The following is a 24,231-nucleotide window of genomic DNA, read 5'->3' on the forward strand; positions in this document are numbered from 1 at the left end:
ACCCGCACCGGGCGGCACCGGGCACTTGTTCATCACCCGAACGCCGTAGGAGTCCGAACGCCGTATGAAAGCACCGGGGTCCGCGGGAGACTCCCGCGGACCCGTGAAATCGGTGAGGAACGACGCCGGAAGGCGTCAGATGCGGACGCCGAACTGGAACGGCATGTTGCCGATCGACTCGTAGCGCACCGAGGCGCCCGGCTTCGGCGCGTGCAGCACCATGCCGTTGCCCGCGTAGAGGCCGACGTGGTGGTAGTCGCCGTAGAAGATGACGAGGTCGCCGACGGCGAGCTGGGAGGTGGAGTAGATCCGGGTCCCGGCGTTCGCCTGGGCCTGCGAGGTGCGCGGTATCGTCACGCCGGCCTGGTGGTACGCCCACGAGGTGAGGCCGGAGCAGTCGAAGGAGCTGGGGCCCGAGGCGCCGTACACGTACGGCAGGCCGACCCTGGACTGCGCGGCGGAGAAGGCGGCGGCGGCGCGCTGCGAGGCGGGCTTCGCGTCGCCGAGGTCCACGCGGGTGGTGGAGCGGTTGGCGCGGGCGTCGGCGGCGGCGATGGACGCGCGCTGCGCGGCCGTCAGCGAGTTGAGGATCTGCTGGGCCTGGGCCAGCTTGTCCTTCGCCTCGGCCTTGCGCTTGGCCAGCTCGGTGCGGGTGGTCTGGAGCTCGGTCAGCTTGGCGGTCGCCTCGGCGCGCTGCTGGTCCAGGGTCCGCTTGGCGTCCTGGAGTTGGTGCAGCGAGTCGGTCTGGATCGACGTGAGCTGGTTGAGCGTGGTCGCCTGGTCCAGGTAGTTGTCCGGGTTGGACGACAGGAAGAGCTGGAGCGACGGGTCGATGCCACCGCTGCGGTACTGGGACGCGGCGATGGCGCCGAGGCCGTCCCTGAGCTGGTTCAGGTGCTGCTGCTGCCTGGCCACCTGGTCCTGGAGAGTGCCCGCCTCCTTCTGGAGGGTGTGCAGCTTCTCGTTGGCCCCGTCGTACTTCTCTGAGGCCTGCTCAGCCTGCTCGTACAGCGCGTCCACCTTCGCCTTGGCGTCCTTGACGGTCGGCTTGGCGGGGGCGGCCTGGGCCGCCTGGGAGGTGAGGGCCACCGCGGCTGCGGCGGTGGCGGTCAGCACGGTCACGCGCGTGCGGCTTGCCGGCTTGGGACGACGGTGGGACGCCACGAAGGCGAGCTCCTTCTTCCTTCAGCCGCCTACCGGTTGACTGGCGGGCGGCCCCCGGCGCGCCATCCGGATTGGATGATCGACTGCGCGGAGGTTCGACGCCCGACCTTAGTGACCTATCTGTGATCGGTTCAAATCCTTGTTGGCAAAATCTCGACCGGTTCGCACATTCTTTACGACCTTCGTACGCGCAGTGAGGGTGGATCAACGCTCCGTCGACGATGGCGCGTTCGCGAACCGAATACTCGAACGAATAGTGATCTGTTCGGTGGTGCGGCGGTGCGGCGACCGGGAGCCGGGGGGCCGGAGGCGCGGGCGGCGCGAGCGGCAGGCGCGGTTCAGACGCGTGCGAGACGTTTCAGCAGCAGGACGGAGGCGACCGGGCGGGCGCCCGCCTTGGCCACGCCGTCGGCGACTTCGCGGTCCGCGGAGACCACCACGATCTGCCGGCCGGGCGGTTCCGCCCGCACCAGCCGCCGGATCAACTCGTCAGCGGTCTCACCGGCCTTGCTGAACAGCACCCGCACCCCGCGCGGCGGCGCCAGCAGCACCGGCATGTCCAGGTCGGCGCCGTCGAAGACACAGGTGACCTCGGCGCCGCTCTGCGCGGCCAGCGCCGCGAGCCCGCCGAGCAGCCGCAGCCGCTGTTTCTCCAACGGCATCGACGGATAGCCGGTCTTGGTGACGTTGTAGCCGTCGACGACGAGGTGCGCCTGCGGCAGCGCGAGCAACTGGTCGAGCAGCGCCGGGTCGGTCTCGGACAGCGCGCGGGTGGCGATGTCACGCGGGCTGAAGGCCCCGGGCGCGACCGCGTCCACCGTGTCGGCGGGGCGTACGCCCAGGGTGTCGCGCGGCGGCAGCGCCAGTTCACGGCGGAGCCCCGAGGCCGCGTCGAGGACGGTGTCCAGCAGCAGGCGCAGCCGTACGTCCTCGATGCTGCGGCCCTCGCGGGCGGCGCGGCGGCCCGACTCGACCGCCGCCTCGGCCTCGGCGAGCCGGGTGCGCAGCCGCCGTGCCTCGCTCTCCGCGGCGGCCTTGTCCTGGGCGGCGGCGGCCCGCGCCTCGTCCAGTTCCGCCTGGATCTTGCGCTGGGCGGCCTCGGCGCGCTTGACGTCGCTGAGGGCGCTGCGCAGCTTGCGGTGCACCGAGTCGCCCTCCTTGCGGACGGCGTCCAGTTCGGCGCGGGCCCGTACGGCGTCCGAGCGCAGCTGCGTGTGCAGGCCCTGGACCTCCTCGCGGAGCTTGGCCAGTTCGCGCAGCGTCTCCTCGTCGGCCCGCTCGGCGTGCGCCCGTTGGGCCTCCTCGCCCGCGGTGGTGACAAGCTTGGCCCAGCCCGCGGGGCGCAGCAGATAGGCCGCGGCGGCCACGTCGAGCGGGTCCGCGGCGGGCGGCGGGGTGCCGGCGTCCAGCGCCCCGGTCAGCTCCGGCTGCGCCTCGCGCAGTTTGCCCGCGACCTTGTGCCGGAAGGCCGGGTCGCCCTCCAGCGCGGTGGCCAGCGCGGTCGCCGCGTATTTCACACGTCTGGACGGGGTGAAACGGGCGTACGGCCGCAGCGAGACCGGCAGTTCGGCGAAGGTGAACCCGCCGAAGGCGTCGGCGGCGATGGCGACGACGCGGTGGCGTACGCCTTCGGGCAGCGGCCGGTCGAGCGCGGGTTCATGAGCGGCGTCGTCATCGGCAGTGACACCGGTGTCGGCGGGGTCACCGGGAGCGTCGGCGCCGGGGGCAGCGTTGCCGTCGGGAGCGCTGCCGGAGACGCTGCCGGTAGAGCCGTCGGGAGTGCCGCCGCCGTCACGGCCGGGCGGTGCTTCGGCGCCCGGTTCGTCGTCGGCCCGCGGTGTGTCGGGGTCCTGCGCCGCGGCGCCGGACGCGTCGGCGCCCGGCCCGTCGGCGGCATCCGTCTCGGACCCCCTCGCCTCGGCCCGCGGAAAGCCGCCGATACCGTCCACCAGTCACTCCCGTCCGGTTACACGGCGCCTCCCCGGCCCCCTTCGATCCCTCCGGCCGCCGCCTCTTGCATCCATTGTCCCCGTAAGGAGGCTCAGTCCCGCGCCGAACCGGTCTCCGCGTCCGCGCCGGAGTCCGTTTCCCCGGCCGTTCCCTCGGACGTTCCCTCGGCCACGGCCGCGCCCGGCCGGTCGACCAGCTCGATCTGGTCCGCGGCGTTGCACCAGCGGCACCGCACGGACTCGACCGTCTCGGTCAGCACGTCGGTCTCCTCGATCCGCGGCTCGCCGCCGAGGTCGAGATGGACGTACTCCACGACCCGCGTGGAGCGGGTCACGTCGAACCGGGTCAGATTGCCGCACTGCGTGCAGCGCCACCGGGTGGTGGCGGTGGGCATGGGCACCGGCATCGGTCCTGCACCTCTTCCTCGGTCGGGCGTATCAGTGCTGACGGGCGTACGTCGGGGTCACCTTACGGCCTCCGACCCGCGACGCGCTGCGGCGAGGCGGCCTATGTCCGTTACGACCGCTGCGTCATCATCGGTCCATGGTCATCCCGGTGTACGACAAGAACCCGGTCCGCCGCACGCCGGTCGTGACGTATGCGCTGATCGCCCTGTGCACCGTGGTCTTCCTCCTCGGACCGCTGTCCGGCTTCAACCCCTCCTACGGCACGGGCGACAAGCTCCAGTGCGCGCAGGCCGTCTACTTCGCGCACTGGGGTGTCATCCCCAGTGAGCTGTTCCACGGCCGGCTCCCGATGGACCGGCTCGACCTGCCCGCGGGCTGCGCGGCCCCGCACGCGTACGCGAAGTCGCCGCTGCTGTCGGTGCTCACGGCGATGTTCCTGCACGGGAGCTGGCTGCACCTGATCGGCAACATGCTCTTCCTCTACGTCTTCGGCGACAACGTCGAGAACCGGATGGGCCGGGTGCGCTTCGCGCTCTTCTACCTGGTCGCGGGCTATCTGGCGACGTACGGCTTCGCGCTCGCCAACCCCGAGTCGACGCAGAGCCTGGTCGGCGCGTCCGGGGCGATCTCCGGGGCGCTGGGCGCGTATCTCTATCTGTATCCCAAGGCCCGGGTGACGAGCCTGTTCCCCTTCCTCTTCTTCATCCCGCTGCGCTTCCCCGCGTGGATGGTGCTCGGCTTCTGGTTCGTCCTCCAGTGGCTCGCCGCCCAGACCGGCAACAACGGTCCGGGAGTGGCGTATCTCGCCCATGTCGTCGGCTTCGCCTTCGGGTTCCTGTGCGCCTGGGTGTGCTACCGGCCGCGTCGTAAGCTGAGCGTCGTAGTCGGGTCGACCCAAGGAGACATCCAGCCGTGATCACCGCGATCGTGCTCATCAAGACTTCCGTCGACCGGATTCCGGAGATCGCCGAGGCCATCGCCGCGCTGGACAACGTCAGCGAGGTCTACTCCGTGACCGGCACGTACGACCTCGTCGCGCTGGTCCGCGTCGCCCGCCACGACGACCTGGCCGACATCATTCCGGGCCGGATCTCCAAGATCCCCGGCGTCGAGGCCACCGACACCCATGTCGCCTTCCGTACGTACTCGCAGCACGACCTGGAGGCCGCGTTCGCGATCGGCCTCGACGCCTGAGACTGATTCCCTCTACGGATTCCGCCTACGGATTCGTCCTACGGATTCGGCCTGTGCTCCCGGTACGCGGTCACGCGCGGGCCGCGTCCAGCAGCGGGCCCAACTCCCGTGCGGCGGTGGTGAGGGCGCGGACGTCGCGCTCCGCCCTGGCGATCAGGATCGCGCCCTCCAGGGTGCTGATCATGAGGGTCGCCAGCGGTACGGACCGGTCCTCGGGAACGCCCATGCCGGTCAGCGCCGCGGCCACCGGCGCGGTCCAGGCCGCGAAGGCGGCGGCGGTCGCCTTCCGGGTGGACTCGGTGGTCCGCGCGCAGTCCACCGAGGCGGCGGCGACCGGGCATCCGGCGTCGAAGCCGTCGGCCGCGTACTCGTCCGTCCACTGGCCGACCATCGCGGCGAACAGCCCGCCGGGGGTCGGCTCGGGCAGCGCGTCCAGGAAGCGGGCGACGCGCTTGGCGGCGTAGTTCCCCGCCCAGACGACCGCCTCGTTGACGAGCTGTTCCTTGCCGTCGGGGAAGTAGTGCTGGAGCGAGCCGCGCGGGGCGCCCGCGTGGGCGGCGACCTCGCGCATACCGGTCGCGCCGACGCCCTCGCGCCGGATGAGCTGGGCCGCGCTGAAGACCATCCGCTCGCGCGGTCCGCGTTCTGACCCGGCCATCGTCGACACCTCCACGGAGCTACTGCGTTCCGACCCCTGCCGCACGGGTCGTCCGGGCCACCTTATAGACGGCGGTCAGACCGTCCGGGGTGTACGACGCGCGGACCGGTTCCAGGCGGCGGCCGAGCGCGGCGAGCAGGCCCCGCCTGCCGTGCGGGACGTTCACCGTCACGTGCTCGACACCCCTGGCCCGCGCGCGGGCCAGCAGCAGGCCGACCATGGCGGTGCCGACGCCCCGGCGCTGCCAGGCGTCCACGACCAGCACGCCCAGCTCGCCGCCGGTTCCCGGCCCGGCGGTGTCGTCCGCCGCGAAGCCCGCGATTCCCACCAGGCGGTCCCGGCCGCCGCGGTACGCGACCACGGCGTCGTGCGCCGCGGGCGGTCCTGCCAGCAGACGGTCCAGGTGGGCGCGGGGGAATTCGCGCGCGCCGCCGAGGAAGCGCAGCCGGACCGTCTCCGGGGAGCAGGCCGCGAAGAGGGCGGCCACCGCGTCCGCGTCGGCGGGCCTGAGCAGGTCGATCCCGTCGGCGGGAGCGGCCGCCCGCCGCTCCGCACCCTCTATGACCACTGTCATAACGACCAGTATTATGACGGCTGTCATAAACGGCAAGAGAGGCGGCGGTGCGTCGTGGACATCGGTTTCCTGGGGCTCGGGGTCATGGGCCGGCCCATGGCGCTCAATCTCCTCCGCGCCGGGACCCCGCTGGTGGTGTGGAACCGCAGCGCGCCCGCCGCCGAGGCCCTGCGGGCGGCGGGCGCCGAAACCGCCGACAGCCCCGCCGACCTCTTCCGCCGGGCCGGGACCGTCTTCGTGATGCTCGCCGACGGCGCCGCCATCGACTCCTGCCTCGGCCGCGGCACCCCCGCCTTCGCGGCGAACGTCGCGGGGCACACCCTCGTCCACATGGGCACGACCTCGCCCGAGTACTCGCTCGGCCTCGAAGCCGAGGTCCGCGCGGCGGGCGGCCGCTACGTCGAGGCCCCGGTCTCCGGCTCCCGCGCCCCGGCCGAGGCGGGCCGCCTGGTGGCGATGCTCGCGGGCGAGGACGCCGCCGTCTCAGCGGTACGGCCGCTGCTGGCGCCCATGTGCCACGAGACCTTCGTCTGCGGGCCGGTGCCCGGCGCCCTGCTCATGAAGCTGTCGGTCAACCTCTTCCTGATCACCGTGGTCACCGGGCTCACCGAGGCGTTCCACTTCGCCGAGCGGCACGGCGTCGACGCCCGTCAGTTCCTCGCCGTGCTCGATGCGGGACCGATGGCCAGCGGCGTCTCCCGTATGAAGTCCCCCAAGCTGCTCGCCCGCGACTTCACCGTCCAGGCCGCCGCCGCCGACGTCCTCATGAACAACCGCCTCATCGCGGAGGCCGCCCGCGCCTCCGCCACCGCCACTCCCCTGCTCGACACCTGCCTCGCCCTGTTCACCGAGACCGCCGCCACCGACCCGGCCGCGGACATGATCGCCGTCCTGAAGGCCATCGAGTCCCGCACCGAAGGGGCCGTTCGTGTTCGGCCGGAGAGGCGCTAGCCGCGGTCGGGCACGCAGCGGCCGTCCTCCGTGCGGTAGTTCCACTGGGCGCCGTCGCGCACGAGGGTGCGGACGGCGTGGACGAAGCGGTCGATGTGCTCCTCGGGGGTGCCCGCGCCGAAGCTCACGCGGATGGCGTTGAGGACGCGCTCGCCGGGCGCGGCCTCGGGAGCGCCGCACTCGCCCGGGTCGTCGCCCTCGGCGCCGAGGAGCGTACGCACCAGCGGGTGGGCGCAGAAGAGACCGTCGCGGACACCGATCCCGTACTCGGCGGAGAGCGCGGCGGCGAAGTGCGAGCTGTTCCAGCCCTGGACGACGAAGGAGAGCACGCCGACCCGGGGCGCGTCCTCGCCGAACAGGGAGAGCACCCGCACCTCGGGCACGGAGGCGAGCCCTTCCCGCAGCCGGGCGAGCAACCGCTGCTCACGGGTGACGAGTTGGTCGAACCCGGCCTCGGTCAGCGCCTTGCAGGCCGCGGCGATGGCGTAGACGCCGATGACGTTCGGCGACCCGGCCTCGTGCCGCGCCGCGGTGGTGTGCCACTCGACGTCGACTCCGCCGTCCGCGCGCCGCGCGACCTTGCGGCTGGCGCCGCCGCCCGCGAGGTACGGCTCGGCCTCGCGCAGCCAGTCGGCGCGGCCCGCGAGGACACCGGAGCCGAAGGGCGCGTACAGCTTGTGGCCGGAGAAGGCGACCCAGTCGACGTCGAGCGCGGCGATGTCCACCGGGTGGTGCGGGGCCAGTTGGGCGGCGTCCAGGACGATACGGGCGCCGTGCCGGTGCGCGGCGGCGGCCAGCTCCCGTACCGGCCACAGCTCACCGGTGACGTTGGAGGCGCCGGTGACGCAGACCAGCTTGGGCCCCTTGGGGGCGCCGTGCAGGGCCACGTCGAGCGCGGCGACGGCCTGCTCGGGCGTCCGCGGCGCGCCCAGGACGGTGACCCGCGCGTCGTCCCGCGTCTGCCACGGCAGCAGCGAGGCGTGGTGCTCGGTCTCGAAGACGAAGACGTGGGTGCCCGCCGGGATGACGGCGGCGAGCAGATTGAGCGAGTCGGTCGTCGAACGGGTGAAGATCACCTGGTCCTCGGCCCGACAGCCGAGGAATTCCGCGACCGTGACCCGGCTCTGCTCGAACAGGTCGGTGGAGAGCTGCGAGAGGTAGCCGGCGCCGCGGTGCACGCTGCCGTAGTAGGGGGCGTAGGCGGCCACGTCGTCCCACACCCGCTGGAGCGCGGGGGCGCTGGCGGCGTAGTCGAGCGCGGCGTACGTCACTTCGCCGCCCGTCACGAGCGGCACGAGGACGTCCCGGCCCAGAACGGGCAGCGGGGTACAAATCTCACGGTCGGTGGCAGCGATGGACACAGTCATGGCGATCTCCCGGATTACGGCAGGCGAAATCACCGCACATCTGAAGCCGAAAAGGAATGGCTCGCGGTACAGAAGCGCGGGATGGAAACGTCGAACGAAAGGCGGAACGGCGGAACCGGGCCGACAGGCCCTATCGCATTCGCTTGCTCATGAAAGAACTCCCCAAGTCCGGCTTGCCATGAGCCTCGCTGCTCACGGCCTGGTCATCACCCGGGGCACCCCGCCTCGGACGGAGGGTTGCCGGACAGCGAGCCGGGGCCTTGACGCTGTCACTCGTGACCTGGACAGCATTCTGCCACAAGGCGCCGAACGCACAAGACGCCGTCCAGAAATTGGACAGCGTCGTGTGCTCGGTCCCCGGGGGACCTATCCGAATTCCGCCACAGTGGCGATTACGCGTTGCTCGCCGCCGCCCACCGCTCCAGCGTCGCCGCCGCCGCGCCCGAGTCGATCGACTCGGCCGCCGTCACCAGACCGGCCGCGATCTGCTCCTCCAACGGCCCGCTGCCGGGCCGCAGGGCCACCAGCGCCGCCGCCGAGTTGAGCAGCACGGCGTCCCGTACGGGCCCGGTCTCGCCCGCGAGCAGCCGCCGGGCGACGTCCGCGTTGTGGGCCGCGTCGGCGCCGCGCAGCGCCTCCACGGGCACCAGGGGCAGGCCGACATCCCGCGGGTCGAAGGCGGTCTGCTCCACCTTGCCGTCGCGCACCACCCACACCTGGGAGGTCGCGGTGGTGGTCAGCTCGTCCAGGCCGTCGTCACCGCGGAACACCAGTGCGGACGAGCCGCGTTCGGCCAGCACCCCGGCCATGATCGGCGCCATCCGCGGGTCCGCGACCCCGGTGGCCTGCGCCCGCACCCGGGCCGGATTGGTCAGCGGGCCGAGGAAGTTGAAGACGGTCGCCACCCCCAACTGGCTCCGGGCGGTGCCCGCGTGGCGCAGCGCGGGGTGGAATTTGATCGCGAAGCAGAAGGTGATGCCCGCCTCCTCCGCGACCTCCACGACCCGCTGCGGCGTCAGTTGCAGATTGACGCCGAGCTCTCCCAGGACGTCGGAGGCGCCGCTGGCCGAGGACGCGGCGCGGTTGCCGTGCTTGACGACCTTCGCCCCGGTGCCCGCGACCACGATCGCCGACATGGTGGAGATGTTGACGGTCTTCGCCCGGTCGCCGCCGGTGCCGACGATGTCCACGGTCGCGCCGGGCACCTCGATGGTGTTCGCGTGCGCGTACATCGACCGCACCATGCCGGAGACCTCTTCGACGGTCTCCCCCTTCGCCCGCAGCGCGACGACGAACCCGGCGATCTGCACGTCGCTCGCCTCGCCGCGCATGATCGCGTCCATCGCCCACGCGGTGTCGTCCCCACCCAGATTCCGCCCTGCCAGCAGCGTGGTCAGCACGTCCGGCCAGGACCGCGTCACCGGACTCTCGCCGCCTGCCGGGGTCACAACGCTCATGGTCCACGCTCCTGGTGGTGGGATGGGGAACTGCGCGCTCAGCCTATCCGCGCCGCGGGGCCCGACGGCTCCCTGCCCGCACTGCGGACGGCGGACGCCGAAGGGCCGGGCCCGGGACTCCCCTGAGGGGGATTCCCGGGCCCGGCCCGTGGGTGGCTCAGCTCAGCGGCGGCGGCTCAGTGGTGGCCGTGTCCGCTGGTGATCTCCTCGTACTCCTCGGCCGTGGGCTTCGGAATCTGGCTGTGCTCGCCGTAGAAGCCGCGGGAGAGCTTGGCCCGCGCCTTCTCGATCGGGTTGAGCTTGCGCTCCACGCCGTTCTCGTCCACCTCGGGGCCCGCGTCGATCGGCTCCGGCTGGACGTGCGCGGTGAGGATGTGCCGCTGCTCCTGCGAGATCGGCTCGTGCACCTCGATGTACTCACCGTGCGGCAGCCGCTTGATGATGCCGGTCTCGCGACCGTGCAGCACCTTGTCGCGGTCACGGCGCTGGAGACCCAGGCAGATCCGCTTGGTGATGATGAAGGCCAGGACCGGCGCGACGAAGAAGCCGACGCGGACGAACCAGGTGATCCAGTTGATCGACAGGTGGAAGTGCGTGGCCCACAGGTCGTTGCCGCCACCGATCAGCAGCACGAAGTACTCGGTCAGCCAGGCCACACCGAAGCCGGTGCGCACCGGGCGGTTGCGCGGCCGGTCCAGCAGGTGGTGTTCGCGCTTGTCCCCGGTGACCCACGCCTCGATGAACGGGTAGACGGCGATGGCCGCCAGCACCACCGGGAAGACCATCAGCGGGATGAACACGCCCAGGACGAGTGTGTGTCCCCAGGCGTTGATCTCCCAGCCGGGCATCACACGGATCAGGCCCTCGGAGAAGCCCATGTACCAGTCCGGCTGGGCGCCGGTGGACACTTGGTCCGGCCGGTACGGTCCCATCGACCAGATCGGGTTGATCGACACGGTCGCGGCGATGGCCGAGATCACGCCGAAGACCAGGAAGAAGAAGCCGCCCGCCTTCGCGGTGTAGATCGGCAGCAGCGGCATGCCGACGACGTTCTTCTCGGTCTTGCCCGCACCCGGGAACTGCGTGTGCTTGTGGTAGAAGACCAGGATCAGGTGGGCGGTCAGCAGACCGGCCATCAGACCCGGCAGCAGCAGGATGTGGATCGAGTAGAACCGGCTGACGATGTCGTGGCCGGGGAACTCCCCGCCGAACAGGAAGAACGACAGGTACGAGCCGACCACCGGGGTGGCGAGCACCGCGCCGTCGGCGAACCGGATACCGGTGCCGGACAGCAGGTCGTCCGGGAGCGAGTAACCGGTGAAGCCGGTGAACATGCCGAGGAACAGCAGCGTCCAGCCGAACAGCCAGTTGACCTCACGCGGCTTGCGGAAACCGCCGGTGAAGAACACGCGCATCATGTGCACGATCATCGCCGCGATGAAGATCAGCGCGGCCCAGTGGTGGATCTGCCGGATCAGCAGACCGCCGCGCACCTCGAAGCTGATGTGCAGGGTGGAGGCGTACGCCTCGGACATCCGCACGCCCTGGAGCGGCGCGTACGGGCCGTGGTAGACGACCTCGTTCATGCTGGGGTGGAAGAACAGCGTCAGATACACACCCGTGAGGATGAGGATGACGAAGCTGTAGAGGCAGATCTCGCCCAGCATGAAGGACCAGTGGTCCGGGAAGATCTTCCGCATGTTGGCCTTGGCCAACTTGTAGATACCGAGCCGGGGGTCAGTCCACTCGGCGGCCCGCTGGCCGACCGGCTTTTTGCCCCGACGGGTCGAGCTTTCCGTCGTAGTACTCATCCGCGCTCCCAGAATGCCGGACCGACGGGCTCATCGAAGTCGCCGAGAGCGACGAGATTGCCCTCACCATTGACGCTGATCCGAAGCTGCGGCAGCCGGTGCCCCGCCGGGCCGAAGATCACCCGCGCGCCGTCCGACAGGTCGAACGTCGACTGGTGGCACGGGCAGAGCACGTGGTGCGTCTGCTGCTCGTAGAGGCTGATCGGGCAGCCCACGTGTGTGCAGATCTTGGAGTAGGCCACGATTCCCTCGTGGGCCCAGTCACGCTCGCGCTTGTCCTTGATGTCGTCCGGCTTGATCCGGACGATCATCAGAGCCGCCTTGGCGATCTGCTCCTGGAAGTCCTCCTGGGACTCCTCCAGACCCTCGGGCATCGCGAAGGTGAGCGAGCCCACCACGATGTCCTCGGGGCGCAGCGGCTTGTTCGTGTTCTGGTTGATCAGCACCTTGCCCTTGGCCCACAGGGTGTGCCGGAGCTTGTCCTCCGGCAGCGGGCCGAGGTCGCGCAGGATCACGACACCGGCCAGCGGGACCAGGGTCAGGGCGCCGAACATCGTGTTGCGGATCAGCTTGCGCCGTCCGAACCCGCTCTCGCGGGCGCCCTGCGCCCACTGCTGCTCGATGTTCTCGCGCAGTTCCTCGTCCGCGCCCGCCGCGTGGCGTTCGTCGGCGAACTCCTCGTCGGACATCAGGGTGCGGGCCCAGTGGACCGCGCCCGCGCCGATGCCCAGCAGCGCCACGGCGAGCGTGAGGCCGAGCGAGAAGTTCAGCGCGCTCACGTTGCCGAACGGGAAGATGAAGACGATCTTGTCGACCGGGAAGATCACGAAGCAGGCGATGAACGCGACGGTGCCGAGCATCGACAGGCCGAACAGCCCCGCCACGACCCGCTCGGAGTGCTTCTCGGCCCGCTCGTCGATGTCCTGACGGCGGTACTCGTGGGGGGGATGGCCGGGGTTGGCGAACGGGTCGTCGGGGACCGCTGGTTCGCTCCCGTGAGCGCCGTGCTCACTTGGCAGGTTCTCTGACACGTCTTTGTGAGATCCAGTCTCGCTCATGACTTCTTGGCCTTGGTCGTCCGGGCGGCGATCCAGGTGGTGCAGACGAGCAGGAAGCCGAGGCCGAAGACCCAGGCGACCAGACCCTCGGACACCGGACCGATGCTGCCCAGCGAGAGACCGCCGGGGTTCTTCGTCTCGCTGCTGTTGACCTCGTGGAGGTACGCGATGATGTCCGCCTTCGTGTCCTGCGGCATCGTGCTGTCCGGGAAGGACGGCATGCTCTGCGGACCCGTCAGCATGGCCTCGTAGATGTGCTTGGGCGAGGCGCCCTGGATCGTCGGCGCGTACTTGCCGTTGGTCAGCGCACCGCCCTTGCCGACGAAGTTGTGGCACTGGGCGCAGTTGGTGCGGAACAGCTCCCCGCCCTTGCCGGCGTCCGCGCCCGCGGGGTTGTACTGGTCCTTGCTCGGCACGGCGGGGCCGGGGCCGAGGGACGCGATGTACGCGGCGAGCTGGTCGATCTCGGCCTGGTCGTAGATGACCTTCTTCTTCGGGATCTGCGCGCCGGGCTGCTGCGCGGGCATCCGGCCGGTGCCGACCTGGAAGTCGACGGCGGCGGAGCCGACGCCGACCAGGCTCGGTCCGTCGGAGCTGCCCTGGCCCGAAGTGCCGTGGCAGCTTGCGCAGCCGACGGAGTACAGCTTCTTGCCCTCAGTGATCGCGAGGGACTGGGCCGCGTCGTCGGCCTGCGCCTTCGGCGCCGGCGCGAGCGCGGCGTACAGCCCCCCGGTGACCGCGAGCGCGAAGAGTAGGACGACAAGCGCCGCCAGCGGGTGGCGCCGTCGTGCGGAGAGCTTTTTCACGGATTACCCCGGTGTCAGGATCTCTTGCGTCGATGCTTCTGGAATGTGTGTGCGGTGTGCGACCGGCTACTTGATCAGGTAGATCGTGGCGAAGAGGCCGATCCACACGACATCGACGAAGTGCCAGTAGTAGGACACGACGATGGCTGCGGTGGCCTGCTGGTGGGTGAACCGCTTGGCCGCGTACGTCCGCCCGAGTACCAGCAGGAACGCGATCAGTCCGCCCGTCACGTGCAACCCGTGGAACCCGGTCGTCAGGTAGAACACCGAGCCGTAGGGGTCCGAGCTGAGCGAGATGCCGTCCTTCTTGACCAGTTCGGTGTACTCGAAGATCTGCCCGCCGATGAAGATCGCACCCATGATGAAGGTCACGATGAACCAGGAGCGGAGCTTCTTCACGTCGCCGCGCTCAGCGGCGAAGACGCCCATCTGGCAGGTGAAGGAGGAGAGCACCAGGATCGTCGTGTTCGTCGCCGAGAACGGGACGTTCAACGCATGGGCGTGTTCCTTCCAGAAGTCGGCACCCGTGACCGACCGAAGGGTGAAGTACATCGCGAAGAGGGCCGCGAAGAACATCAGCTCGGAACTCAGCCAGATGATGGTTCCGACGCTGGTGAGGTTCGGCCGGTTGACCGACGGGTGCGCGTGCCCGGTATCTACTGCTGTTGCTGTCGCCACGTCCGACATTATGTCGGTCGCTTATCTGGCGCTGACTCCGGGGGGTGCCATTCGGTGTGTCAAGGCCCGCAGGAGACCCGCGTGGCCTAGCGGTGCCGTCCCCCGAAGGAGGGATGACGGTGCGTCGGACGACCGGGCCGCCGATCTTCGCGGGGTACGAACCCTCCTCGCGAAGGCGCTGGCGGGAGTAGCATCCGACGCACTTGAGAACGCCTTCACGAGGAGGAACCACGATGCAGGCGACCGCCACGGTGCTGGTCTACAGCGACGACGCGAACACCCGGGAGCAGGTCCGGCTCGCCGTCGGCCGCAGGCCCGCCGCCGACCTGCCGCCGGTGGAGTACGTGGAGTGCGCGACGATGCCCGCGGTTCTCACCGAGTTGGAGCGCGGCGGCATCGACGTCTGCGTCTTCGACGGTGAGACCTCCCCCGCCGGCGGCATGGGGGTGTGCCGTCAGGCGAAGGACGAGATCTTCCGCTGCCCGCCGGTGCTGGTGCTGATCGGCCGTCCCCAGGACGCCTGGCTGGCGACCTGGAGCCGGGCCGACGCGGCGGTCGCCCACCCCGTCGACCCGGTCGCCCTCAGCGAGTCCCTGGCGGGGCTGCTGCGGGCCAGGCTGGCGCCGAGGACCACGGCCGTGGCGACGACGGCGCACTGAGCGCCGCGGCGGCCGGTCAGAGCGCCTGGGGGCGCAGCCGGGCCGGGTTGGAGACGGTGGCGGTGGTGGCGGTGTTCTGCGTCGCCGCGGACTGACCCGCGGCGCCGAGGGCACTGCCCTTCTTCCACTGCGCCCAGCTCAGATTCCAGTCGCCGAAGCCGTTGTCGAACGGCGTCATCGTGTCGCCGAGGCTGTGGGTGACCTCGACGATGTCGCCCTGCCGCACGTTGTCGAAGAACCAGTGGGCGTTGTCCATGCTCATGCCGGTGCAGCCGTGGCTGACGTTGGCGTACCCCTGCGAGCCCTCGGACCACGGCGCGGCGTGCACGTATTCACCGCTCCATGTCACCCGGGTGGCCCAGTAGACCGGCAGGTCGTAGGAGTCGGAGCTGCCCGCGGCGATGCCGATGCTCTCGCTCTGCATCCGGACGAACTGCTCCTTGCCGAGCACCACCTTGACGCCGTTGCGGGTGGAGAAGCCGGGCTTGCCGGTGGTGACGGGGAGCGTACGGACCACCTTCCCGTTCCGCTTGAAGGTCATCTGGTGGGTGCCCGCGTCGGTGAGCGCCTCGACCCGGTCGCCGGTGTGCAGCTCCAGGGACTTGTCGGTGCCGCCGTAGAGCCCGTCCTGGACGCGTACGCCGTTCAGGGTGCTGGTCACGTCGATCGTGGCGTCCGCGGGCCAGTACGTACTGGGCCGGTAGTGCAGGGTGCGGTCGTCGACCCAGTACCAGGAGCCGGGGGCGGCCTGGGGGGTCGAGCTGACCTTGAGGTTGCCCTCGACCGCGGCGCGGGCCGCCGGGTCCTTGACCGGGACGCTCAGCTCGGCGGTGATCGGCTGTCCGACGCCGTACGTACCCGCGTCGGGGCCGAAGGCGACGTGCAGTCCCGCGTCCGCGGGCGTGGTGTCGAAACCGAGCGTCTTACGGCCGGGGCGGCCGTCGGAGTCCTCGGTGCTCACCCGGACCGTGTAGTGCGCGCCTGCGGCCAGCGCGCCGGTGGAGTGCCAGCTCAGGCCGTCGGAGCCGAGTTCGCCGCGTACGTAGCGCCCTGCGGCGTCCGTAGCGGTCACGTCGGTTATCCGGCTCCCGTCCTTCTTGATGGTCACCTGGAGTGGTTTGGACGGGTCGGCCTTGCCTCCGGCCGCGGAGCCGAACGCGACCTTGGCGGCGGCGTCGTGCGGCGTGGCGGCGAGCGGATTGCCGCCGCCGCCACAAGCGGTGAGCCCCACCGCGAGGGGCGCCACCAGCAGGGAGCAGCGCAGCGCGTTACGGCGTAGAGAATTGTGGCTCATGCACTCAAGTTAGGAACAACCGGGTGATTTCGCTCGGTGGATACGTGCAAAAGAGGTCGGGCGCGCGAACGGGCGGGCCCGGACACCTGAGTCGGTGTCCGGGCCCGCCCGTACTTCTGTTCCCCGGGTGACGCGGGTCCCGTGGGGGCCGCGTCACCGCCCTGCCCGGCTACTGGGTGCGGTTCTCACCGCGGTAGTACTCGAACACCCAGCCGTACACGCCGATCAGGATCACCGGCAGCGAGACGAACAGCAGCCACCAACCGAAGATGATGCCCATGAACGCCAGCGCGCCGCCGGTGGCCAGCGCGAGCGGCTGCCAACTGTGCGGGCTGAAGAAGCCCAGCTCGCCGGCGTCGTCCGCGACCTCCGCGTCCTCCCGGTCCTGCGCGCCGGTGTCGGCCCTGCGCGCGGTGAACGCGAGGTAGAAGCCGATCATCGTGCTCAGCGCGAAGGCGAGGAAGAGCGCCGTGGTGCCCGCGGGCTCCTTGGACCACAGGCCGTACACGATGGCCGAGGCCAGGATGAAGACGGCCAGGCCGAGGAACATCTTGCCTTGGACCCTCACTGACCGGACTCCTTACGGTCGTGGTGCAGGTCGCCACTGACGCCCGAGAGCGCCTGGTCGGGACCCCGGTTGACGAGCGAGTCGATCGCCGAGATCTCCGGGTGGTGCAGGTCGAACGCCGGGGATTCGGAGCGGATGCGCGGCAGCGTGGTGAAGTTGTGCCGCGGCGGCGGGCACGAGGTGGCCCACTCCAGCGAACGGCCGTAGCCCCACGGGTCATCGACTTCGACCTTCTTGCCGTACTTGGCGGTCTTCCACACGTTGTAGAGGAACGGCAGTATCGACAGACCGAGCAGGAACGAGCTGATGGTGGAGATGGTGTTCAGCGTGGTGAACCCGTCCGCCGCCAGGTAGTCCGCGTACCGGCGCGGCATGCCCTCGGCGCCCAGCCAGTGCTGGACGAGGAAGGTGCCGTGGAAGCCGAAGAACAGCGTCCAGAAGGTGATCTTGCCGAGCCGCTCGTCCAGCATCTTGCCGGTCATCTTGGGCCACCAGAAGTGGAAGCCCGCGAACATCGCGAACACGACGGTGCCGAACACCACGTAGTGGAAGTGCGCGACCACGAAGTACGAGTCCGAGACGTGGAAGTCCAGCGGCGGCGCCGCCAGGATGACACCGGTCAGACCACCGAAGGCGAAGGTGATCAGGAAGCCGATGGACCACAGCATCGGGGTCTCGAAACTCAGTGACCCCTTCCACATCGTGCCGATCCAGTTGAAGAACTTCACACCGGTCGGCACCGCGATCAGGAAGGTCATGAACGAGAAGAACGGCAGCAGCACCCCGCCGGTGACGTACATGTGGTGCGCCCACACGGTCACGGACAGACCGGCGATGGAGATCGTCGCGGCCACCAGGCCGATGTAGCCGAACATCGGCTTGCGGCTGAAGACCGGGATGACCTCGGAGATGATGCCGAAGAAGGGCAACGCGATGATGTACACCTCTGGATGGCCGAAGAACCAGAAGAGGTGTTGCCAGAGCAACGCGCCGCCGTTGGCGGCGTCGAACACATGCGCCCCGAATTTCCGGTCGGCCTCCAGGGCGAGCAGCGCGGCGGCGAGCACCGGGAAGGCCAGCAGGACGAGGACACCGGTCAGCAGCACGTTCCAGCAGAAGATCGGCATGCGGAACATCGTCATACCGGGTGCGCGCATGCAGATGATCGTGGTGATGAAGTTGACCGCGCCGAGGATGGTGCCGAAGCCGGACAGGGCCAGGCCCATGATCCACATGTCGGCGCCGATGCCCGGCGAGCGGACCGCGTCCGACAGCGGCGAGTACGCGAACCAGCCGAAGTCGGCCGCGCCCTGCGGGGTCACGAAGCCGCCGACCGCGATGAGCGAGCCGAACAGGTAGAGCCAGTAGGCGAACATGTTCAGCCGCGGGAACGCGACGTCGGGGGCGCCGATCTGCAGCGGCATGATCCAGTTCGCGAAGCCCGCGAAGAGCGGGGTCGCGAACATCAGCAGCATCACGGTGCCGTGCATCGTGAACGCCTGGTTGAACTGCTCGTTCGACAGGTACTGGTTGCCCGGCCGGGCCAGCTCCGCGCGCATCAGCAGCGCGAGCACGCCGCCGATGAGGAAGAAGGCGAACGACGTGATGAGGTACATCGAGCCGATCGTCTTGTGGTCCGTGGTGCTCATCCACGTGACGATGACCGAGCCGGGCTTGCGCCGGCGTGCCGGGATCTCGTCCGCGTAGGAGTCGTCCGCCGCGGCGGCGCCCTGCGGTTCGTTCAGAATGCTCATGTGGTCTTGGGCTCCGAGTTCTTCGCGTTGCCCGTGGTGGCGATGCCCGCCGGGATGTACCCGGTCTGGCCCTTCGCCGCCAGGTCCTTGAGGTGCTGCTTGTACTCCTCGGGCGAAACGACCTTCACGTTGAAGAGCATCCGGGAGTGGTCCACACCGCAAAGCTCGGCGCACTTGCCAAGGAAGGTGCCCTCCTTGCTCGGAGTCACCTCGAAGACGTTGGTGTGGCCGGGGATGACGTCCATCTTCATCAGGAACGGAACGATCCAGAAGGAGTGGATGACATCACGCGAGGTGAGGACGAACCGCACGCTCTCTCCCTTGGGGAGCCAGAGCGTCGGACCGGGGTTGCCGGTGTCCGGGTTCCTGCTGGCCGGCGTGCCCACGTCGTAGACGCCCTCGGCGCCGGGGGGCAGCAGCAGCTTGTTCGCGGGGATCTCGGACAGTTCCTTCGGCACGCCCGTGGGGGTCGCCGGGTTGCCGTCCACGTCCTCGACGTAGTTGAAGCCCCAGCTCCATTGGAAGCCGACCACGTTGATCACGTGCTGCGGCTTCTTGGAGGTGTCCAGGATCTTCGACTCGTCACGGGCGGTGAAGTAGAACAGCACCGCGATGACGATGATCGGGACGATCGTGTACAGGGCCTCAAGGGGCATGTTGTAGCGCGTCTGCGCGGGGACCTCGACCTTGGTCCGGCTGCGCCGGTGGAAGATCACGCTCCACAGGATCAGGCCCCAGACAAGGCAGCCGGTCACCAGCGCGGCGGCCCAGGAGCCCTGCCAGAGCGCGAGGATCCGGGGTGCCTGTTCCGTGGCAGGACTGGGCATGCCGAGGCGGGGATAGTCCTTGTACGAGCAACCAGTGGCGGTCGCAAGGACCAGGCCCGCGGCCAGCGCCCGCGGCAGCCATCGCCGCACCGGGCGCCGCGACGAGGGGGTACCTCCCACGCCGTTCTGGCCGTGGGGGAGGTCGGAGCCGTTGGGACTCACGTAGCGCCTTCCCGAGAGTCTCGCCCGAGCGTCCGGGTGCCCGGCCGCCTGCTGGTCGGTCGGTCCGTGCACGGGCAATTAGGTGTGGATGTTTATGCGGACCAAACCCTACTGGACGCTATTTGAGGTCACGCGGGGAGGGGGTACAACGCGCCGGGGCACACCCCGAAGGGATGGAATCCCGCACTCCGGGGGCCTTCTGACAGTGCGCCCGGCCGGTCGGCGCGGGCGGGTTGTAGCGTGCTGAGGTGTCCTATTTCGATATGGCTTCGGCCGCTCCGCTGCACCCAGTCGCCCGGCAGGCGCTGCTCGCCGCCCTCGACGAGGGGTGGGCCGACCCCGCGCGGCTGTACCGCGAGGGGCGCCGGGCGCGGCTGCTGCTCGACGCGGCCCGCGAGGCCGCTGCGGACGCGGTCGGCTGCCGCCCCGACGAACTGGTCTTCACTCCTTCGGGGACACGCGCGGTGCACACGGGTGTGTCCGGCGCCATGGCGGGCCGCCGTCGGACGGGCCGTCAGGTGGTGGTCTCGGCCGTCGAGCACTCGTCGGTGCTGCACGCGGCGGAGGCGTACGAACGGGTGACGGTGGGCGTCGACCGGTCGGGGCGGGTGGCCGCCGCGGACTTCGCGGCGGCGCTGCGCGCGGACACCGCGCTGGCCTGCCTCCAGTCCGCCAACCACGAGGTGGGTACGGTGCAGCCGGTCGCGGAGGCGGCGGCGCTGTGCCGGGCGGCCGGGGTGCCGCTGCTGGTGGACGCGGCACAGTCGCTGGGCTGGGGGCGGGTCGAGGGCGAGTGGTCGCTGCTGACGGCGAGCGCGCACAAGTGGGGCGGCCCGTCCGGGGTCGGGCTGCTCGTGGTCCGCAAGGGCACCCGCTTCGCGCCTCAGGGGCCCGCGGACGAACGGGAGTCGGGGCGCGCGCCCGGCTTCGAGAACCTGCCCGCGATCGTCGCCGCCGCCGCGTCGCTGCGGGCGGTGCGCGAGGAGGCGGCCCGGGAGGCCGTCCGGCTGACGGCGTTGGTGGACCTGATCAGGTCGCGCGTGCCGCGGGTCGTGCCGGACGTGGAGGTGGTCGGCCACAGCACGCTGCGGCTGCCGCACCTGGTCACCTTCTCCTGCCTGTACGTCGACGGCGAGGCGCTGTTGACCGGTCTCGACCGGGCCGGTTTCTCGGTGTCGTCCGGATCGTCGTGCACGTCGAGCACGTTGACGCCCAGCCATGTGCTCAAGGCGATGGGTGTGCTGTCCGAGGGGAACGTACGGGTGTCGCTGCCGCCGGGGACCGCCGCGGAGGATGTCGAGCGCTTCCTCGCGGTGCTGCCGGGGGTCGTGGCCGAGGTCCGCTCGGCGCTGGGCGCGCCGTCGGCCGCGTCGGCCGGGCCCGGCCGACAGGGCGGGCGGGAGCCGGGGGAGTCCGCTCTGGTCGTGGACTCGCTCGGCAAGCTCTGCCCGATCCCGGTCATCGACCTCGCGCGGGTCATCGACGACGTGCCGGTCGGCGGCCTCGTCACCGTGCTGTCCGACGACGAGGCCGCCCGGCTCGACATCCCCGCGTGGTGCGAGATGCGGGCCCACGACTATCTGGGTGAGCGCCCGGCGGAGCGCGGCACCGCGTACACGGTGCGGCGCAGGGCCTGACGGGCGCTCATCCGGGAGGGTTCAGCGCGCGCCGAGGTGCGTGCGGACCTCTTCGGCGGCGGTGTCGCCGTACGCCTTGCTGAAGCGCTGCATGAAGTGGCCGCGGCGCAGCTCGTACTCCTGGGTGCCGACGGTCTCGATGACGAGGGTCGCCAGCATGCAGCCGACCTGCGCGGCGCGTTCGAGGCTGACGCCCCAGGCGAGCCCGGACAGGAAGCCGGCCCGGAAGCCGTCGCCGACTCCGGTGGGGTCGGCCTTGGTCTGCTCCTCGGCGCAGCCGACCTGGATGGGCTCCTCGCCCTTGCGGTCGATCCGGACGCCGTGGGAGCCGAGGGTGGTGACGCGGGTGCCGACCCGGTCCAGGATCTCCTCGTCGCTCCAGCCGGTCTTGGCCTCGATGAGGCCCTTCTCGTACTCGTTGCTGAAGAGGTACGCGGCGCCTTCGAGCAGGACGCGAATGTCGTCGCCGTCCATCCGCGCGATCTGCTGGGAGAAGTCGGCGGCGAAGGGGATGCCGCGGGTCCTGCACTCCTCGGTGTGCCGGATCATCGCCTCGGGGTCGTCGGCGCCGATCGAGACCAGGTCGAGGCCGCCGACGCGGTCGGCGACGGCCTGGAGCTCGATCAGCCGGGCCTCGCTCATGGCGCCGGTGTAGAAGGAGCCGATCTGGTTGTGGTCGGCGTCGGTGGTGCAGATGAAGCGGGCGGTGTGCAGCACCTCGGAGATCCGTACGGACGAGGTGTCCACGCCGTGCCGCTGGAGCCAGGCGCGGTACTCGGCGAAGTCGTTGCCCGCCGCGCCGACCAGGATCGGCGAGGTGCCGAGCTGGCCCATGCCGAAGCAGATGTTGGCGGCGACCCCGCCGCGCCGCACGTCGAGACCGTCCACGAGGAAGGACAGCGAGACCGTGTGGAGCTGGTCGGCGACGAGCTGATCGGCGAAACGGCCGGGGAAGGTCATCAGATGATCAGTGGCGATGGATCCGGTTACGGCGATACGCACGGCGGCAGGCTCCTGCGGGGGATCGACGAGAAGAGCAGGCGTCCCACGCTACCGGGTGCGCCGTAGCAGTCGGACACGGCGAAACTACCCGATAGTAGGGCTTTCTCGATGGTCCGCCCGTGCCTAGGGTCGAGGTATGAGGTCTACCCCCGCCGCACCCGTGCCGTCCTCCGCTTCCGCCCTTTCGGCCACGCCTCCGGTGTCCGCGTCGTTCCCGCTCGCCGAGCCCGAGTCGCTCGACCAGTTGCTCGGCGACTGCCGCCGGATGGCCGCGCACTGGCACACCCCGGCCGCCAAGGCCCAGGCCGTGGTCGCCCCCGCCAGCCTGCACGGCATCGTCGTCCCGCCCGCCTCCGCGCACGTGGTGCGCGGTATGGCCGAGTTCGGCGACTAGGGCCTGTCCGGCGTATCACGAACGGCCCCTTCGGCGGGGCCCGCGTCGCCGTTCCCCCGGACGGCGCAACGGGCCCGGCGGAACCGGAATCCGGCCCGCCGCGTCAGATCCGCATCTGACGTACGGAGCCGAAGGAGCACGCGGTGAGCACCGAACGCGACGACGACAACGCGGACCCGACGACGGAAGAGCCCCGCCCCGAGCGGTCCGCGCCCCGGCCACGGCTGTTGGTGGCGGCGGTGGCCGCCGCCGTCCTGCTGGCCGGTGGCGGCGGGGCGTACTGGGCGGCGACCGCGAACGAGGGCGGTCACCCGAAGGCCGGGCCGGCCCCGCTGCGGCTGAACGACGCCCCCGGCGAAGGCTCGGGCAGCGCGGACGGCGGCGGCGCGGACAACGGGACGAGCAGCGGTCCGGCGAGCGGCGGCACGTACACGCTGACCGGCTCGCTGCCCAAGGGCCCCGACTCCGCCGCGGTCTACCGCGGGGAGGGTCCGGTCGTCGCGGCCGACGCGGAACGGCTGGCGAAGCTGCTCGGGATGAGCGGCCCGGCCACCGCGCAGGGCGACTCGTGGCGGGTGGGGCCGGGCGACGGCGCGGGGCCGACGCTGCTGGTCACCAAGGCCGCGCCGGGCACCTGGTCGTACAGCCGGTACGGCGCGACCACCGTCAACCCGGCGGAACCTGCCTATCCCCCGCGGCCGGTGAACCCCGGCGGCCCGGAGAAGAGCGGACCGGGGACCGGCACCGACACCGGCACGGGCTCCAGCGATTCGAGCAACGCCGGCAGTCCCGGCAGCCCCGGCACGAACGGACCGGTGTCCTCCGCCCCCGCGAGCGGTACGACCTCGACGCAGGCGCCGACGCCCGAGCCGCCGGTGTCCGAGCAGCGCGCGAAGGCGGTGGCCGCGCCCGTACTGGCCGGTCTCGGCCTGTCGGGCGCCACGGTCGACGCGCACGAGACGGCGGGCGCGCTCCGCGCGGTGACGGCCGACCCGGTCGTGGACGGCCTGCCCACGCACAACTGGAGCACCGGCCTCGACGTCGGCTCCGACGGGCTGATCACGCTGGCGCACGGCCGCCTCTCGGCGCTCGACAAGGGCGACAGCTATCCGGTGGTGAGCGCCGCGCAGGCGCTGAAGGACCTCAACGGGCAGGTGATGCACCCCGATCACGGGATCGCCGCCTGTCCGGCGAAGTCGGCGCCCGCGCCGAAGCCGAGCGCTCTGCCGACCACGCCCGGCGAGGACAGGACGCTCCCCCACACGCTGCCGTGCGTGCCGGGCAACGGCCATCCGATGGACGTGCGCGGCGCCGAGTTCGGCCTGTCGCTCGACTACGTGTCCGGCGCCCAGGTGCTGGTGCCGTCCTGGCTCTTCGAGGTCGCGCAGCCCGGTGTGAGCCGGTCGAGCGTGGAGGCGCAGCCCGCGGTGGACCCGGCGTACATCCAGCGTGACGCGCCCGGTACCGCCGTGCCGCCCTCCGGCGTGCCGGAGCAGCCGAGCGGGCCCGCCCAGCGGCACCACACGGTCGGTCTGAGCACGTACCACGCGGACGGCGGCACGCTGTCGCTGACCTTCTACGGCGGGGTGTGCAGCACGTACAGCGCGAAGGCCGCGGAGTCGGCGGACGAGGTGCGGGTGACGGTGACCGCGGCCGACAAGGGCGGCACGTGCGTCACGCTCGCCAAGGAGTTCACCGAGAAGGTGAGGCTGGACAAGCCGCTCGGCGGCCGTACGGTGGTGGACACCTCCAGCGGGCACCCGCTGAAGGCCCGCTGAGCGCACCGCGTAGGCCGGGCACACGTGAAGGCGGCGGCACCCCCTCGCAGGGGTGCCGCCGCCTTCGTGCTCCGGTGCGGC

Annotated in this window: 22 protein-coding genes, 1 pseudogene and 1 riboswitch; of the genes and pseudogenes, 7 read left to right on the forward strand and 16 right to left on the reverse strand. The window is 70.7% G+C overall.

Annotated features, from left to right (window positions below; genetic code table 11):
- Positions 1-135: 135 nt before the first annotated feature.
- The 3 genes and pseudogenes from ACIO6U_RS01460 to ACIO6U_RS01470 form a co-directional block, all read right to left on the reverse strand.
- A complete protein-coding gene (locus ACIO6U_RS01460; RefSeq protein ID WP_391043892.1) occupies positions 136-1,164 on the reverse strand; it encodes an NlpC/P60 family protein in 1,029 nt (342 codons plus the stop codon).
- Positions 1,165-1,502: 338 nt separating this feature from the next.
- Positions 1,503-2,801 carry an NYN domain-containing protein gene (locus tag ACIO6U_RS01465; RefSeq protein ID WP_391044265.1) on the reverse strand — a complete coding sequence of 433 codons (1,299 nt, stop codon included), beginning with the start codon at positions 2,799-2,801 and terminating at the stop codon, positions 1,503-1,505.
- Between the two features lie 488 nt (positions 2,802-3,289).
- A pseudogene (locus tag ACIO6U_RS01470) lies at positions 3,290-3,520 on the reverse strand (hypothetical protein); the annotation flags it as partial.
- A 137-nt stretch (positions 3,521-3,657) separates the two neighbouring features.
- On the opposite strand from ACIO6U_RS01470, the gene ACIO6U_RS01475 reads away from it, so the two are divergent.
- A complete protein-coding gene (locus ACIO6U_RS01475) occupies positions 3,658-4,437 on the forward strand; it encodes a rhomboid family intramembrane serine protease (protein ID WP_355334249.1) in 780 nt (259 codons plus the stop codon).
- Positions 4,434-4,715 (forward strand): Lrp/AsnC ligand binding domain-containing protein, encoded by a 282-nt coding sequence (locus tag ACIO6U_RS01480; RefSeq protein WP_188281460.1) that lies wholly within the window; start codon positions 4,434-4,436, stop codon positions 4,713-4,715. Before ACIO6U_RS01475 ends, ACIO6U_RS01480 begins: the two co-directional genes overlap by 4 nt.
- Positions 4,716-4,785: 70 nt before the next feature.
- Here the strand turns inward: ACIO6U_RS01480 and ACIO6U_RS01485 are convergent, their stop codons facing one another.
- Positions 4,786-5,373 (reverse strand): TetR/AcrR family transcriptional regulator, encoded by a 588-nt coding sequence (locus ACIO6U_RS01485; RefSeq protein WP_401714758.1) that lies wholly within the window; start codon positions 5,371-5,373, stop codon positions 4,786-4,788.
- 19 nt (positions 5,374-5,392) lie between these two features.
- On the reverse strand, positions 5,393-5,947 hold the full coding sequence (locus ACIO6U_RS01490; protein ID WP_391159812.1) for a GNAT family N-acetyltransferase: 555 nt from the start codon (positions 5,945-5,947) through the stop codon (positions 5,393-5,395).
- 54 nt (positions 5,948-6,001) lie between these two features.
- Between ACIO6U_RS01490 and ACIO6U_RS01495 the strand changes: the two genes are divergently transcribed.
- Positions 6,002-6,898, forward strand: a complete 897-nt coding sequence (locus ACIO6U_RS01495) for an NAD(P)-dependent oxidoreductase (protein WP_401714760.1) — start codon at positions 6,002-6,004, stop codon at positions 6,896-6,898.
- Here the strand turns inward: ACIO6U_RS01495 and ACIO6U_RS01500 are convergent.
- The 6 genes from ACIO6U_RS01500 to ACIO6U_RS01525 all read right to left on the reverse strand — a co-directional run bounded on the left by ACIO6U_RS01500 (position 6,895) and on the right by ACIO6U_RS01525 (position 14,084).
- Positions 6,895-8,265: an aminotransferase class V-fold PLP-dependent enzyme gene (locus tag ACIO6U_RS01500; RefSeq protein WP_391043883.1), complete on the reverse strand. Its 1,371-nt coding sequence runs from the start codon at positions 8,263-8,265 to the stop codon at positions 6,895-6,897. The two genes, ACIO6U_RS01495 and ACIO6U_RS01500, sit on opposite strands and share 4 nt — an antisense overlap.
- 164 nt (positions 8,266-8,429) lie before the next feature.
- Positions 8,430-8,546: riboswitch (SAM riboswitch) on the reverse strand.
- Positions 8,547-8,657: 111 nt separating this feature from the next.
- The gene (gene trpD, locus ACIO6U_RS01505) at positions 8,658-9,722 is read right to left on the reverse strand and encodes an anthranilate phosphoribosyltransferase (RefSeq protein WP_401714762.1); all 1,065 of its coding nucleotides are present in this window, start codon (positions 9,720-9,722) and stop codon (positions 8,658-8,660) included.
- Between the two features lie 176 nt (positions 9,723-9,898).
- Positions 9,899-11,533 carry a cytochrome bc complex cytochrome b subunit gene (locus ACIO6U_RS01510; RefSeq protein ID WP_401714764.1) on the reverse strand — a complete coding sequence of 545 codons (1,635 nt, stop codon included), beginning with the start codon at positions 11,531-11,533 and terminating at the stop codon, positions 9,899-9,901.
- Positions 11,530-12,591 (reverse strand): Rieske 2Fe-2S domain-containing protein, encoded by a 1,062-nt coding sequence (locus ACIO6U_RS01515; protein ID WP_355334266.1) that lies wholly within the window; start codon positions 12,589-12,591, stop codon positions 11,530-11,532. Before ACIO6U_RS01515 ends, ACIO6U_RS01510 begins: the two co-directional genes overlap by 4 nt.
- Positions 12,588-13,397 carry a c-type cytochrome gene (locus tag ACIO6U_RS01520; protein WP_355334269.1) on the reverse strand — a complete coding sequence of 270 codons (810 nt, stop codon included), beginning with the start codon at positions 13,395-13,397 and terminating at the stop codon, positions 12,588-12,590. Before ACIO6U_RS01520 ends, ACIO6U_RS01515 begins: the two co-directional genes overlap by 4 nt.
- Positions 13,398-13,463: 66 nt before the next feature.
- On the reverse strand, positions 13,464-14,084 hold the full coding sequence (locus tag ACIO6U_RS01525) for a heme-copper oxidase subunit III (protein WP_355334271.1): 621 nt from the start codon (positions 14,082-14,084) through the stop codon (positions 13,464-13,466).
- Positions 14,085-14,308: 224 nt separating this feature from the next.
- Here ACIO6U_RS01525 and ACIO6U_RS01530 point away from each other — a divergent pair, with 224 nt between their 5' ends.
- Positions 14,309-14,734, forward strand: coding sequence for a hypothetical protein (locus tag ACIO6U_RS01530; protein ID WP_355334273.1), 426 nt, complete (start codon positions 14,309-14,311; stop codon positions 14,732-14,734).
- A 16-nt stretch (positions 14,735-14,750) separates the two neighbouring features.
- On the opposite strand, the gene ACIO6U_RS01535 is transcribed toward ACIO6U_RS01530, so the two are convergent.
- From ACIO6U_RS01535 to coxB, 4 genes are all read right to left on the reverse strand, one after another.
- The gene (locus ACIO6U_RS01535) at positions 14,751-16,028 is read right to left on the reverse strand and encodes an Ig-like domain-containing protein (RefSeq protein ID WP_355334275.1); all 1,278 of its coding nucleotides are present in this window, start codon (positions 16,026-16,028) and stop codon (positions 14,751-14,753) included.
- 169 nt (positions 16,029-16,197) lie between these two features.
- A complete protein-coding gene (locus ACIO6U_RS01540; protein ID WP_188281472.1) occupies positions 16,198-16,596 on the reverse strand; it encodes a cytochrome c oxidase subunit 4 in 399 nt (132 codons plus the stop codon).
- Positions 16,593-18,350: a cytochrome c oxidase subunit I gene (gene ctaD / locus ACIO6U_RS01545; RefSeq protein ID WP_355334278.1), complete on the reverse strand. Its 1,758-nt coding sequence runs from the start codon at positions 18,348-18,350 to the stop codon at positions 16,593-16,595. The genes ACIO6U_RS01540 and ctaD overlap by 4 nt, the downstream gene beginning before the upstream one ends.
- Positions 18,347-19,339, reverse strand: a complete 993-nt coding sequence (gene coxB, locus ACIO6U_RS01550) for a cytochrome c oxidase subunit II (protein WP_188281474.1) — start codon at positions 19,337-19,339, stop codon at positions 18,347-18,349. The genes ctaD and coxB overlap by 4 nt, the downstream gene beginning before the upstream one ends.
- 248 nt (positions 19,340-19,587) lie before the next feature.
- Between coxB and ACIO6U_RS01555 the strand changes: the two genes are divergently transcribed.
- Positions 19,588-20,976 (forward strand): cysteine desulfurase/sulfurtransferase TusA family protein, encoded by a 1,389-nt coding sequence (locus ACIO6U_RS01555; protein ID WP_401714768.1) that lies wholly within the window; start codon positions 19,588-19,590, stop codon positions 20,974-20,976.
- Positions 20,977-20,997: 21 nt separating this feature from the next.
- Here the strand turns inward: ACIO6U_RS01555 and ACIO6U_RS01560 are convergent, their stop codons facing one another.
- Entirely contained in the window at positions 20,998-21,978 is a 981-nt protein-coding gene (locus ACIO6U_RS01560; RefSeq protein ID WP_401714770.1) for a carbohydrate kinase family protein, read from the reverse strand.
- 136 nt (positions 21,979-22,114) lie between these two features.
- Here ACIO6U_RS01560 and ACIO6U_RS01565 point away from each other — a divergent pair, with 136 nt between their 5' ends.
- Together ACIO6U_RS01565 and ACIO6U_RS01570 are read left to right on the forward strand one after the other, a co-directional pair.
- Complete coding sequence (locus ACIO6U_RS01565) at positions 22,115-22,372, forward strand: hypothetical protein (RefSeq protein WP_355334286.1); 258 nt, start codon at positions 22,115-22,117, stop codon at positions 22,370-22,372.
- A gap of 143 nt (positions 22,373-22,515) precedes the next feature.
- Positions 22,516-24,150, forward strand: a complete 1,635-nt coding sequence (locus ACIO6U_RS01570) for a hypothetical protein (RefSeq protein ID WP_401714772.1) — start codon at positions 22,516-22,518, stop codon at positions 24,148-24,150.
- Positions 24,151-24,231 lie beyond the last annotated feature (81 nt).

It is taken from the genome of Streptomyces sp. NPDC087422 (assembly GCF_044744145.1).
Lineage (GTDB): Bacteria > Actinomycetota > Actinomycetes > Streptomycetales > Streptomycetaceae > Actinacidiphila.

Bases quoted from the DNA above. Each gene is read 5' to 3' on its own strand.
- ctaD (WP_355334278.1), bottom strand. From the start codon at position 18,350: ATGAGCATTCTGAACGAACCGCAGGGCGCCGCCGCGGCGGACGACTCC.
- ACIO6U_RS01530 (WP_355334273.1), top strand. From the start codon at position 14,309: ATGCAGGCGACCGCCACGGTGCTGGTCTACAGCGACGACGCGAACACC.
- ACIO6U_RS01485 (WP_401714758.1), bottom strand. From the start codon at position 5,373: ATGGCCGGGTCAGAACGCGGACCGCGCGAGCGGATGGTCTTCAGCGCG.
- ACIO6U_RS01490 (WP_391159812.1), bottom strand. From the start codon at position 5,947: ATGACAGTGGTCATAGAGGGTGCGGAGCGGCGGGCGGCCGCTCCCGCC.
- trpD (WP_401714762.1), bottom strand. From the start codon at position 9,722: ATGAGCGTTGTGACCCCGGCAGGCGGCGAGAGTCCGGTGACGCGGTCC.
- ACIO6U_RS01510 (WP_401714764.1), bottom strand. From the start codon at position 11,533: ATGAGTACTACGACGGAAAGCTCGACCCGTCGGGGCAAAAAGCCGGTC.
- ACIO6U_RS01535 (WP_355334275.1), bottom strand. From the start codon at position 16,028: ATGAGCCACAATTCTCTACGCCGTAACGCGCTGCGCTGCTCCCTGCTG.
- ACIO6U_RS01565 (WP_355334286.1), top strand. From the start codon at position 22,115: ATGAGGTCTACCCCCGCCGCACCCGTGCCGTCCTCCGCTTCCGCCCTT.
- ACIO6U_RS01475 (WP_355334249.1), top strand. From the start codon at position 3,658: ATGGTCATCCCGGTGTACGACAAGAACCCGGTCCGCCGCACGCCGGTC.
- ACIO6U_RS01525 (WP_355334271.1), bottom strand. From the start codon at position 14,084: ATGTCGGACGTGGCGACAGCAACAGCAGTAGATACCGGGCACGCGCAC.
- ACIO6U_RS01515 (WP_355334266.1), bottom strand. From the start codon at position 12,591: ATGAGCGAGACTGGATCTCACAAAGACGTGTCAGAGAACCTGCCAAGT.
- ACIO6U_RS01500 (WP_391043883.1), bottom strand. From the start codon at position 8,265: ATGACTGTGTCCATCGCTGCCACCGACCGTGAGATTTGTACCCCGCTG.